Origin of the sequence: Vibrio antiquarius (assembly GCF_000024825.1) — a bacterium.
Taxonomy (GTDB): Bacteria; Pseudomonadota; Gammaproteobacteria; order Enterobacterales; family Vibrionaceae; genus Vibrio; species Vibrio diabolicus.
Window position 1 is genome coordinate 2,904,655 of the sequence record NC_013456.1, and the last position, 12,241, is coordinate 2,916,895.

At 45.6% G+C, this 12,241-nt stretch carries 10 protein-coding genes; 5 read left to right on the plus strand and 5 right to left on the minus strand.

Translation table 11 applies throughout. The features are described from left to right. The first annotated feature begins 125 nt into the window (after nt 1-125). Nucleotides 126-788, plus strand: coding sequence for a lipoyl(octanoyl) transferase LipB (gene lipB / locus VEA_RS13500; RefSeq protein WP_005391320.1), 663 nt, complete (start codon nt 126-128; stop codon nt 786-788). Continuing rightward, on the plus strand, nt 785-1,750 hold the full coding sequence (gene lipA, locus VEA_RS13505; protein WP_005391329.1) for a lipoyl synthase: 966 nt from the start codon (nt 785-787) through the stop codon (nt 1,748-1,750). Before lipB ends, lipA begins: the two co-directional genes overlap by 4 nt. Nucleotides 1,751-2,198: 448 nt before the next feature. Here the strand turns inward: lipA and glyA are convergent, their stop codons facing one another. Then, nucleotides 2,199-3,449, minus strand: a complete 1,251-nt coding sequence (gene glyA / locus VEA_RS13510) for a serine hydroxymethyltransferase (protein WP_005391333.1) — start codon at nt 3,447-3,449, stop codon at nt 2,199-2,201. Nucleotides 3,450-3,796: 347 nt separating this feature from the next. On the opposite strand from glyA, the gene VEA_RS13515 reads away from it, so the two are divergent. The 3 genes from VEA_RS13515 to VEA_RS13525 all read left to right on the plus strand — a co-directional run bounded on the left by VEA_RS13515 (nt 3,797) and on the right by VEA_RS13525 (nt 7,041). Further along, on the plus strand, nt 3,797-4,399 hold the full coding sequence (locus VEA_RS13515; protein WP_031780204.1) for a YitT family protein: 603 nt from the start codon (nt 3,797-3,799) through the stop codon (nt 4,397-4,399). A 90-nt stretch (nt 4,400-4,489) separates the two neighbouring features. Next, nucleotides 4,490-6,010, plus strand: a complete 1,521-nt coding sequence (locus tag VEA_RS13520) for a winged helix-turn-helix domain-containing protein (protein ID WP_006743214.1) — start codon at nt 4,490-4,492, stop codon at nt 6,008-6,010. Between the two features lie 131 nt (nt 6,011-6,141). Further along, nucleotides 6,142-7,041, plus strand: coding sequence for a hypothetical protein (locus VEA_RS13525; protein WP_006743213.1), 900 nt, complete (start codon nt 6,142-6,144; stop codon nt 7,039-7,041). 101 nt (nt 7,042-7,142) lie between these two features. On the opposite strand, the gene treC is transcribed toward VEA_RS13525, so the two are convergent. The 4 genes from treC to gmhB form a co-directional block, all read right to left on the minus strand. Beyond that, nucleotides 7,143-8,828, minus strand: a complete 1,686-nt coding sequence (gene treC / locus VEA_RS13530) for an alpha,alpha-phosphotrehalase (protein WP_006743212.1) — start codon at nt 8,826-8,828, stop codon at nt 7,143-7,145. 87 nt (nt 8,829-8,915) lie between these two features. Then, nucleotides 8,916-10,340, minus strand: a complete 1,425-nt coding sequence (gene treB / locus VEA_RS13535; RefSeq protein ID WP_005391342.1) for a PTS trehalose transporter subunit IIBC — start codon at nt 10,338-10,340, stop codon at nt 8,916-8,918. Between the two features lie 178 nt (nt 10,341-10,518). Then, complete coding sequence (gene treR / locus VEA_RS13540; protein WP_006743211.1) at nt 10,519-11,466, minus strand: trehalose operon repressor TreR; 948 nt, start codon at nt 11,464-11,466, stop codon at nt 10,519-10,521. A gap of 103 nt (nt 11,467-11,569) precedes the next feature. Beyond that, entirely contained in the window at nt 11,570-12,121 is a 552-nt protein-coding gene (gene gmhB, locus VEA_RS13545) for a D-glycero-beta-D-manno-heptose 1,7-bisphosphate 7-phosphatase (RefSeq protein WP_005391350.1), read from the minus strand. Between the last annotated feature and the right edge of the window lie 120 nt (nt 12,122-12,241).

Sequence of the window (12,241 nt, forward strand, 5' to 3'; positions counted from 1 at the left end):
TATTTATCAACCAGATAACAAAACTTTACATCGCTTTCAGTTAAAAATCTGTTACTCAGCGGTAGAGCATCAGGGTTATCCGGTTTATAATCCAAAAACTTTATATATTAGCAACAGGAATTCCCATGCAACACCAACTTGTTGTAAAACGACTTGGCCGCCAAGACTATGAGCCTGTATGGAAGGCGATGCATGAGTTCACCGACCAACGCACAGAAGAAACCCCTGATGAAGTCTGGCTGGTAGAGCATAACCCAGTATTTACGCAAGGTCAGGCAGGTAAAGCTGAGCACCTTATTAACACTGGTGACATTCCTGTTGTACAAAGTGATCGCGGAGGCCAGGTTACGTATCATGGCCCTGGTCAGTTGGTCGCCTATTTCTTGATCAACTTACGCCGCAAAAAATTAGGTGTACGAGATCTCGTTACCACTATCGAGAACCTCGTGATCAACACGCTAAAAGCATACAATATCGATTCGGCCGCGCGACCTGACGCACCAGGCGTTTACGTTGACGGTAAAAAAATATGCTCTCTCGGTTTACGCATTCGTAAAGGATGCTCGTTTCATGGCTTAGCCTTGAACGTAAATATGGATTTAACACCGTTTCTGCGTATTAACCCTTGTGGTTATGAAGGTATGGAAATGGTTCAGGTCAGCCAATTTGGCGGCCCAGACAATGTAGAAGCCGTAGAAAAACAATTAATAGAAGAACTCGTTACTTTGCTCGACTATGAGCAAGTAGAATTCAGCACAGAAGCACCTTCTCAAGGTAATAAAGCATGAGCAAACCAATCCAGATGGAAAAAGGCGTTAAATATCGTGACGCCGATAAAATGGCATTGATTCCCGTAAAGAACATGCCTACAGAGCAGAAAGAAGTGCTACGTAAGCCTGATTGGATGAAGATCAAGCTACCAGCCGACAGCCAACGAATTCAAGACATCAAGGCGGCGATGCGCAAGAATAAACTTCACTCCGTATGTGAAGAAGCATCTTGCCCTAACCTAGCGGAATGTTTTAACCACGGTACAGCTACCTTCATGATCTTAGGTGCTATTTGTACTCGTCGTTGTCCTTTCTGTGACGTTGCTCATGGTCGCCCATTACCACCGGAAGCAGAAGAGCCTCAAAAACTGGCGAAAACCATCGCCGATATGAAGCTGAAATACGTAGTAATCACTTCTGTTGACCGTGACGATCTGCGTGATGGTGGTGCACAGCACTTTGCCGACTGTAACCGCGAGATCCGTGCATTAAACCCGCATATTAAGATTGAAACTCTGGTTCCTGACTTCCGAGGTCGTATGGATGTAGCGCTTGATCTAATGAAAGACAATCCGCCAGATGTCTTCAACCACAACTTAGAAACAGCACCACGTCTTTACCGTAAAGCTCGCCCAGGTGCGAACTACAAATGGTCACTTGAGCTTCTTAAGAAGTTCAAAGAGCAGCATCCAGATGTACCGACCAAATCTGGTTTGATGATGGGTCTTGGTGAAACCAAAGAAGAAATCATCGAAGTACTGAAAGATCTACGCGCACACGGCGTAACGATGCTAACTCTAGGTCAGTACCTAGCGCCAAGCCGTCACCACTTGCCAGTAGAGCGTTACGTTCCGCCATCAGAGTTTGACGAGCTAAAAGAAGTTGCACTAGAGCTTGGCTTCACGCACGCAGCGTGTGGTCCATTTGTTCGCTCTTCTTACCATGCCGATATGCAGGCTCAAGGCATCGAGATTAAATAAGCACTCGCTTATTTTGAAGAGAAAAGGTTGGCTCAGTGCCAACCTTTTTTGTATCAGTCAAATGGTGATAAAAAGCCATTCTACCTCCGTCATTCTGAACAGCGAGGAACGAGCGTGATTGAGAATCAGTTTCCAACGTACTGATGATTTTTTGGGAAACGCTGAGTAAAAGAGTGTGCCTCAACAAGATTCCTGATCTCGCCTAGGCTCGTCGGAATGACGCGGTTTGGATATATTGAAAGGGACAAGTGTTGGTAGCCATCTCCTTATCACACACTCTTCGCTATATCTCATTCCAAACGCCAGACAAACAAAAAGGCCCTCAATTGAGGACCTTTAGTATATCAATGTTCAAAATAGACGAGTCGAGTTCTAGGAGAACACACGGAGTTTGCGCGAACAAATGAGTATGTTCGACACCGAAATCGACTCATTCTATGAAGAACAGTTAGGCGTAAACCGGTAGACGCTTACAAATTTCGAGCACTTTCTGTTTAGTCGCTTCGATAACTTCTTCGTTGCCGATGTTATCTAGAACGTCACACATCCAGTTTGCTAGCTCTTTTGCATCTTCTTCAGTGAAGCCACGGCGAGTGATCGCTGGCGTACCTACACGGATACCAGACGTTACGAATGGGCTGCGTGGGTCATTTGGTACCGAGTTTTTGTTCACTGTGATGTTTGCTGCACCTAGTGCCGCGTCTGCGTCTTTACCAGTGATGTCTTTGTCGATCAGATCCACAAGGAACAAATGGTTTTCTGTGCCGTTAGATACGATTTTGTAGCCACGCTCTTGGAATTGACCAACCATTGCTTTTGCGTTTTTCACTACGCGAGCTTGGTAAGCTTTGAACTCTGGCTCCATCGCTTCTTTGAACGCTACTGCTTTACCAGCGATAACGTGCATTAGAGGGCCACCTTGACCACCAGGGAACACTGCTGAGTTCAATTTCTTGTACATATCTTCGCCAGCATTTGACAAGATAAGACCACCGCGAGGACCTGCTAGTGTTTTGTGCGTCGTTGTTGTTACCACGTGAGCGTGTGGAACAGGTGTTGGGTATTCGCCTGCTGCGATAAGACCCGCTACGTGCGCCATATCAACGAAAAGGTAAGCATCTACTTTGTCAGCGATTTCACGCATGCGCTTCCAATCAACGATTTGCGAGTAAGCAGAGAAACCACCGATGATCATCTTAGGCTTGTGCTCAAGCGCTAGCTGTTCCATCTCGTCGTAGTTAATTTGACCCGCTTCATCGATACCGTAAGGGATAACGTTGTAGTGCTTACCAGAGAAGTTAACTGGAGAACCGTGAGTCAGGTGACCACCGTGCGCTAGGCTCATGCCTAGAACTGTATCGCCTGGGTTAAGAAGCGCCATGTAAACTGCGCTGTTTGCTTGAGAACCTGAGTGAGGCTGTACGTTCGCGTATTCACAACCGAACAGTTTGCATGCACGGTCGATAGCAAGTTGTTCCGCTTTATCTACGTACTCACAACCGCCGTAGTAACGCTTGCCTGGGTAGCCTTCAGCGTATTTGTTCGTTAGCTGAGAACCTTGCGCTTCCATTACACGTGGGCTTGTGTAGTTTTCAGAAGCGATAAGTTCAATGTGTTCTTCCTGGCGAAGAGTTTCTTCCTGGATAGCTGCGAACAGTTCCGCATCGTAATCTGCGATGTTCATATCACGCTTAAGCATCTGTATCTCCTGACTCAGATTAGTACTGAAAGTTGCAAAAAAACTGTTGAATGACCCTACGCAAACGTTTTCGTCACCCTAATGGCGCGCATTCTACATAATTTGATCTGGGTCATAAAGAGAAATTTACAATTTTTCTCATGCAGTTTTTTCATGATGGCAAGCAATCTGTATCACGCCCGCATTGCAATTGCATAACGACGATCTATTGCCTGTCAATTTTGTGCTTTACACCCTGTAAAACAGCAATTACATAGGTTTACCGTAAATTTTACCCTCTAGCTACCGAAAAGATCATCTTTTTACTACTATGCACGCCTTATTTATCACTAATGACTGCAACATTGATGGAAAAACACTCATTAAAAGAAGACTGGATAGCGATTCTCACGGGTACCTTTTTGGTAGCTCAAGGCGTTTTCTTTCTCCAATCCGCAAACCTCCTAACAGGGGGGACGACAGGATTGGCTCTGCTTATTAGCCAATTTACACCTTTTACGTTTGGTGTGCTGTACTTTTTAGCAAACAGTCCCTTTTACTTGCTAGCATGGAAACGCTTCGGCCGTCATTTCGCCATTAATAGTGCCATTTCTGGCGCTTTGGTTTCTATCTTTGCCGATCATCTTTATTTGCTAATCTCGCTCGAATCGGTAAATGAAGTTTATTGTGCCGTCGCAGGTGGGCTTTTAATGGGACTCGGTATGCTGATCTTGTTCCGACATCGCTCCAGCTTAGGTGGCTTTAACGTGCTGTGTTTATTTATTCAGGACAAATTTGGCATTTCAGTTGGCAAAAGCCAAATGGCAATCGATGCGTGCATCCTGTTTGCGTCATTCTTCTTTGTCACTCCAGAAGTAATTGGTCTTTCGATTTTGGGCGCGTTTGCACTGAATGTCGTGTTAGCGATGAACCACAAGCCTCATCGCTATTCCGTGACCTACGGTTCATAAACTTTTGATGATAATTGGAGCGCAATTTATAAGATTTCGCGCTCCAATCGCTATATAATATTTCGCCATTTCCAAATAACGCGGTGCGGTATGCGCGATTTTTTGCAACAAGCCAAACAAACTCACAGTTGTATTGCGATTGGCGAGTTGGTCTATAATCCGAAGACACAAACTCTTCATCAAGACACTGTCGCGATTGATCTCGAACCTCGTACCATTGAGTTATTAGAGCTGCTGCTAACAAGCGTGGGACATCCGCTCTCTGCCGATACCATTATCGAAACCATTTGGCAGAGCAAATTCATCTCTAAGAATGTACTCACTAACCGCATTAGCACCTTACGTGCGCTGCTACAACAGCATCTCCCCGAGTACGATGCGACTAAGCTCTTGGTCACTTATCCTCGCAAAGGTTACTTTCTAAACCCAGCGAATATCCGTTTAGTGCCACCAGCGAAAAACCATCGACGTGCTATTACAGCTCAAGTTGAGAACCGTAAGAACATCAAGCTGATTTTGGCTTATAGCTTATGTGCCGTACTTGTGGTTTGTAGCGTGACGCTCGCAAGCTTGTTATGGCAACGCCAAGAGATTTCAACGCAGCAAACACGTCATCAGTTACTTATCCCCAAAGTCGAGTTGCTGCTCAACCGTGTCGATGCGATTGGCTCCCAAGCAAGAAAATATCGCATACTGGTCAAAGCCATCTTGCTGCAACAACAGGTCGAATATCCATACACCGACATCGCCAACCAAGACGCTCCCAGTTACTTTCTTGATCCTATCGGTCATACGCCGTATTTCCCTGGCGCGCGAAACATGCAGACCAGTGATTACGAACTCAACATAGAGTTAAAAGACGGCGCAGAGCAAGGCACCTTGAAAGCTCAGATGAACCTTATTTATCCTGCGACAGGGAAACTGGCGTTTCGCAACGAATACACACTGCGCTTATCCGACCTACAATCGGATATCTTCCAAATTCACTCAGATGTCGCGCAATACTTCAACTTGCCTGCACCTTCGGCAAGCACATGGCAGCTGTCAGACGTTCACCAAAAAATGCTGTTTGAGAATGTCTTTTCTAACCAACCTCTCCAACAAGCTGATGAGTTTGCAGCGATCACAACCGCAAGGCATCTCGCTTTGTACGAGCAAGAACCTCAAAAGCTGGAAGCGTATTTGACGCAAGTGCAGTCGTCGTTCGATGTTTTGCCAGATGAGCTAAGCCTCTGGTTGGGCGTATTGCATTTCAAACTAGGTAACCTAGACCGAGCAAAAGTTCTGCTGACCACTCCAGATGGCGACTCACGTATTCAAAACGCGCTGATTTATACGTTTGTGTCTCACATCGCTTATAAACAAAACAAACTCGAACAGTTCCGTCTCAACTACATGGAATCACTGGTGGCACTGCTGCGCGTTTTACCTTCCGAGACATTGTTTGAACGTCTTTCTCAATCTGAATCGAAAGAAACTTGCCTTCAACCATGGAAAACGTTGCATGTCAGTTTGACCGATCAAGAAATTATCAGCCGATGGAAAGCGCTCATCAACGAGTATTGCACCAACGTAGCTAACGAAATAAGCCCAAATAAAACAAAGACCTAAATATAAAATTAAGCTTTCGTTAAGCCCTATTAGCTTTTGTTTTTTGCCCTTTTTAGCTCACTAAACTTAGCATGCTCGCATTCAAGCAACGGCCCAACATGAAACGGCCTAATCAATCAGGAATGTAAACCATGCTAAACAAAATGACGCTTATCGCAGCAGCAACTCTGGCTCTTTACGGCTGTGGCGGCGGTTCATCTTCTGGCAGTGCTAATCCAAACAAAGTGCCTCAAGAAAGTTTCGACATCGCGATTCAAAACTCAATCTTCGCTCCCACGCCAAGCACACAACTAAACTACGCGTTTAGCCTGGATGGCCAACCTGAAGGCGAGATGAAACTGAGTTTCCAAGCGATGGATAACGAGCAATTGTTGGCAGCATTGGCACAAATCCCAAACAGCGAAGCAATGGTCCAGTTGGTTAATGACTTGGTGAACTACGGCGCCAAACAGTTCTACTATTCTGACGAACAGTACAACGACGATGAAGAGGGCAATACGCTTTATTTTGCAGGCTCTGATGGCGCACTTCATGAAGTCACCGACGCTTATTCCATTAACCAGCAGTTTGTTGCCATGCTGATGCACAGCAGCCCTATTTTCCGTCTCAACGGTGACGACGTAAAAGAGAAAAGCCCGAACATTGATATCGGTGAAGAGACCATATCTCTGCAAACCACTCTAACAGGCTACGCAGTTCACAACCTACTAGACAGTTTTGAAGAGCATGAGTGGGTGCAAAACCTGCCAATGACAGCATCTTGCCAAGTGGTTTGGCAGCAGCAAATCCGAGAGACTGGCGTACGTAAAACGTTCTCAATTTCAAGCAAGAAAATTGAAGCGGCGTACCTGACGGAAGAGAATACTTACAACCTAAACTGCGATGGTATGGACTCAATGGAGTTCGCCACTTCGGCAGAACGTTGGTTTAACCCGAGCTTAGGTCTGATTGAGCAAATCGAACTGCTAAAAGTACAACAAGTACAAATCAATGAAGAGAAAGTGCTGCTAACAGCAATTGAAGCAAAATAAGCCTGTACTCCACAAGTATCTCGCATCTCAATAAAAAAGGCTTTGGGGAGCACACCAAAGCCTTTATCTCGAACATCAATCTTAGGGGGTGACACCCGAGTTTATTCTTCTATCAATAAAATACGAGTTTCGTAAGGTCGTAATACTTGATGGTTAGACGCGACTGCACTCGCTGAGTTTTGATAGTTAGATAGCAAGTTTTTCGCTTTACTCATATCAAAACGTTCTGGCAGAACGCATTCCACCTCTTCAGCGTAGTAGTTATTGATACACAGCAGCGTTTGTTTGTCGTTCTGGCGAGCGTAAGCAAAAATGCGTTGATGCTCTGGCAATAAATCTTCATAACAGCCATCAGTGATCACCGAAACCTGTTTACGTAGCTCAATCAAACGTTTGTAGAAATAGAACACCGAGCTTAAATCAGCAACCGCAGCTTCTGCGTTGATTTCAGAGTAGTTCTGCGCCACTTCAAGCCACGGTGTGCCTTCGGTAAAACCAGCGTGCTTTTGGCTGTTCCATTGCATTGGCGTACGTGAGTTATCACGCGACTTCTGCGCCAAAATCGCCATCATCTCCTCGTGTGATACGCCATCACGGTTGACCATGATGTCGTACATGTTGGTGCTTTCTACGTCGCGGTACTGGCTGATCTCAGTGTAACCTGGGTTGGTCATACCAATCTCTTCACCTTGGTAAACATAAGGTGTGCCTTGCATCATGTGTACAGACGCCGCCAACATTTTGGCTGATTCGACGCGGTATTGTTTATCATCGCCTAAGCGGCTGACCACACGAGGTTGGTCGTGGTTACACCAGAACAGCGCCCCCCACCCTTTGCCATTTAAGCCCGTTTGCCAATGGTTGAAGATCTGCTTTAACTGAATGAAATCAAACGGCGCTTTGGTCCATTTTTCACCATTCGGATAATCCACTTTCAGGTGGTGGAAGTTGAACACCATGGATAGCTCTTTGCCGGCTAGCGAAGAGTATTGCTGGCAGTGCTCTAGCGTGGTGGAAGACATTTCCCCCACCGTGACGCTGCCGTACTTTTGGAACACGGCTTCGCTGATTTCTTGCAGATATTCGTGCACGCGAGGACCATCAGTATAGAAACGACGGCCATCGCCAATATCATCGCTTGGGAAATCTTGTTGTTTAGAAATCAGGTTGATGACATCAAGACGGAAACCATCCACGCCTTTGTCTGCCCAGAAGCTGATGACTTCTTTGACTTCTTCGCGCACCACTGGGTTTTCCCAGTTCAAATCCGCCTGCTCTTTAGCAAAAAGGTGCAAGTAGTACTGCCCTGTCGCTTCATCCAATTCCCAAGCATTGCCTCCAAATTTCGATTGCCAGTTGTTGGGCTCTGCGCCATCAACCGGATCTTTCCAGATGTAGTAATCACGGTAAGGGCTGTTTTTATCACCTAACGCCGATTGGAACCACTTGTGTTCTGTCGAAGTATGGTTGACCACGATGTCCACGATGATTCGAATGCCCAGCTGATGAGCCTCTGCCAACAGGGTATCGAAATCTTCCATAGTGCCGAACTCTGGATTGATCGCGTAGTAATCGGAGATATCGTAACCGTTATCAACCATTGGAGACTGATACACTGGCGTCAGCCAAATCGCATCCACACCGAGATGTTTTAGATAATCCAGTTTAGAAATGATCCCTTTAATATCGCCCGTGCCTTTACTGCCGCTGTCACAAAAGCTTTTTGGGTAAATTTGATAGATGGTTGCGGTTTTCCACCAGCTCTCATCATGCTTGGTCATAGCCATTTCTAACACTCACTTACCAGTAATCGGAAACTTAAAATTTGAAAAGAAAAATAGGGGGAGGCAGCCAAGTCACTGCCTCAAATTGAATTACGCGTTTGCCGCCTCAAGCTCACCTTTCGCTTGTGCACGCTTATAAAGAAGTAACGTTAATGCAGCGGGTACCACCATCGCGACCAACATCGCCAGAGCAAAGATGCCCCAGAACTGCGGCTGGATAGATAAGATGCCCGGCAAGCCGCCCACACCGATACCGTTCGCCATGACGCCCGCACTACCACAGATAGCAGCAGCACATGCACTACCGATCATCGCACTCAACATTGGGAACTTGTATTTCAAGTTGATGCCGTACATCGCCGGCTCTGTTACGCCAAGGTAGGCAGAAATCGCTGCTGGCACTGAGATTTCACGCTCATCCTGCTTTTTACTGATGATAATGATGCCAACCACTGCCGATGCTTGAGCAATGTTCGATAGTGCAATCAAAGGCCAAATCGGCGTGCCACCCAATTCTTGCATCAACTGCAAGTCAACGGCGTTGGTTGTGTGGTGGATACCTGTTATCACAAGTGGCGCGTATAAGAAGCCGAAGATGGTTGAGCCAATCATCGCGAAGTCACCCGTCATAGCTGCTTTTGCTGCGAAAGCAACGCCGTCACCCAACATACGACCGAATGGGCCAATGATAGAGTGCGCAAGAATCACAGACACAATGATAGAAACAAACGGTACTACTACTAGGTAAAGGTAAGATGGAATGATGCGTTTTAAGCGTGTTTCGATAAACGCTAGTGCGATACCTGCTAACATCGCGGGAATCACCTGCGCTTGGTAACCGACTTTCTCAATCGCAAACAACCCAAAGTCCCACACTTCAGGTACTTGCTTACCAATCAGGTAGGCGTTCATTAACTGCGGCGAAACCAATGTCACACCAAGCGTTATACCCAGAATCGGTGTACCACCGAGCTTTTTCACGGTCGACCAACACACACCAACGGGTAGGAAGAAGAAAATTGCTTCACCAATTAACCATAGGAATGAATGAACAGTCGCCCAAAACTGACTGATTTCCGTTAGGGTTTGACCATCAAACATTTTGATGTCGCCAATCACATTACGGAAACCAAGAATCAAACCACCAGTAATGATCGCAGGCAACAGTGGTACAAAGATTTCTGCAAGGTGGGAAATACCACGCTCAACGATATTCATATTTTGACGAGCAGCATTCTTGGATTCGTCTTTGCTCGCTTCACTTTTACCGCTTAGCTCGATCAGTACTTTGTAAACCTCATCAACTTCAGTGCCGATGACGACTTGGAATTGACCTGCGTTGGTAAAGCAGCCCTTCACCATCGGTAATGCTTCTAACTGTTTTGTGTCTGCTTTGTCCGTATCGTTTAGAACAAAACGCAAGCGAGTTAAACAGTGGCTTACACTGGCAATATTGTCCGGCCCCCCGACCAGCTCAATAAGACGCTCCACGTCTTTACGCGCAATCTTACTCATAACTTTGTCCACCCTGTATTGGATACATTCGATTCATCATTTTATTTTTTTATAAATGGGAACATTCCCATTTCTTAATTTTAATATTGCCACTCAAAGACAAAAAACAAAATGGGAACAGTCCCATTAATTGAGAATGATCACAGTATAATTTTAGAGCAAATCGTTGTAGTGTGGATTAGCGGCAAATAGGTTGTTGAGTGAAGTGAACGACTTCTTCATCGCCATTTAATTGATTAATCAGCATTTTAGCGGACTTTTCACCCGCAAGGGTATAACCAGGATCGACACTAAATACTTTAGGGAAAAGGAAAGAAAGCAACTCGTTACCACCCACGCCTGTCACGACCACGTCTTCACGACCTAACTCTTGAAGACGCTTGATTACGCCCAATGCAATGGTATCGCTGGCACACACAATAGCTTGCGTGTCTGCTTTCAGAACGTGGTCCACCAACTGATAAGCACTTTCATGGCTAAGCTTACCGGTTTGGAAGCAAGGCGTAAGTTGCTTGCGCTGACACCAAGCTTTGTAAGCATTTAAACGAGCCAAGCCTGTGGTTTTATCTTCGGGATCAACACCAATATAAGCAATGCGAGATAAAGATTGCTGCTCAAGGTGAGACAAAGCCATGTCTATCACGCCTTGGTTATCATAATTGATGGAAGAGACGTTATCGGTATCCATCGCAATCACCACAATGCGATTGCCCCACTCGGCTAAGGCTTGCTCATCGCATCCAGTAAACCCAAATACAATCACGCCATCCACATTGCGACGCTTAAGCACACTCAAGTGCTCATTGGTTTTGTCTCGGTCAAACTGACTCTCCATGATCACCGCATCATAACCAGCGGAATACAATGCATTGAGCATTGTACCAACAGCACGATTTTCGGATGGTGAGTCTAGACGGGAGATGATAACACCAATGACTTTTTGGCTACCGCCACGCATTGATTGCGCAGATTTGGACGGTACATAACCAGATTCACGAATGATTTGCTCTACTTTCTCTCGCGTTTGAGGTTTCACTTTTGGATCGTTGGTAAGCACACGGCTTACTGTTGATTTGCCAACGCCTGCCAATTTCGCGATATCAAGAATAGTGAGTTTTTTGCTCATAAGTGATCAAACTAGAGTGGATGAATGCTTAGGTGACTGAACTTTAACAGTAATAAGAGAAAAGGGAAGCAAACGCTTCCCTTAAATATGCGAATTGTGCAGATTATTTCTTTAGATATGCAGGCACGTCAGCAACACTATCAAGCACAACCGTTGCCAATGCTTCACCTTGCTCGGTGATTGGCTTACCTGTGCGAACCAAAATCTTGGTGCCAACGCCTGCGGCTTCTGCTGCCATCATGTCTTCGGCTTTATCACCAATCATCACAGATTTTTCCATGTCGATTTTCAAGAAGTCGCGAGCAGAGATAAACATACCAGGCTTAGGCTTGCGGCAATCACAATCCTGCTTGTAATCCCCAATGCCATGTTCAGGGTGATGTGGACAGTAGTAGATACCATCAAACTCAACACCATGATCAACAAAGTTCCAGTCCATCCATTGAGTCAGAGACAAGAAACGGTCTTCACTGAATTTACCACGTGCGATGCCCGATTGATTCGTCACTAGCACTAAGAGGTAACCTTGATCTTTCAGCGCTTTCGTCGCTTCAAACACACCATCAATGTACTCAAAATCATGTTCGTCATGAACGTAGCCGTGGTCAACGTTTATCACGCCATCACGATCGATAAAAACAGCAGGTTTTGCCAAAACATATTTCTCTATTAACTCGGTTTAATCAGATTATTACATACCTTATAAACTTCAACACTATCTAATTCATTCTAGGCCTCGACAAAACAGTTGATTTGTTGGGCAAGAATCGGTAAT

Coding starts and splice junctions, on each gene's coding strand:
- VEA_RS13525 (WP_006743213.1), top strand. CDS start 6,142: ATGCTAAACAAAATGACGCTTATCGCAGCAGCAACTCTGGCTCTTTAC.
- lipB (WP_005391320.1), top strand. CDS start 126: ATGCAACACCAACTTGTTGTAAAACGACTTGGCCGCCAAGACTATGAG.
- treC (WP_006743212.1), bottom strand. CDS start 8,828: ATGGCTATGACCAAGCATGATGAGAGCTGGTGGAAAACCGCAACCATC.
- treR (WP_006743211.1), bottom strand. CDS start 11,466: ATGAGCAAAAAACTCACTATTCTTGATATCGCGAAATTGGCAGGCGTT.
- lipA (WP_005391329.1), top strand. CDS start 785: ATGAGCAAACCAATCCAGATGGAAAAAGGCGTTAAATATCGTGACGCC.
- VEA_RS13515 (WP_031780204.1), top strand. CDS start 3,797: ATGGAAAAACACTCATTAAAAGAAGACTGGATAGCGATTCTCACGGGT.
- VEA_RS13520 (WP_006743214.1), top strand. CDS start 4,490: ATGCGCGATTTTTTGCAACAAGCCAAACAAACTCACAGTTGTATTGCG.
- glyA (WP_005391333.1), bottom strand. CDS start 3,449: ATGCTTAAGCGTGATATGAACATCGCAGATTACGATGCGGAACTGTTC.
- treB (WP_005391342.1), bottom strand. CDS start 10,340: ATGAGTAAGATTGCGCGTAAAGACGTGGAGCGTCTTATTGAGCTGGTC.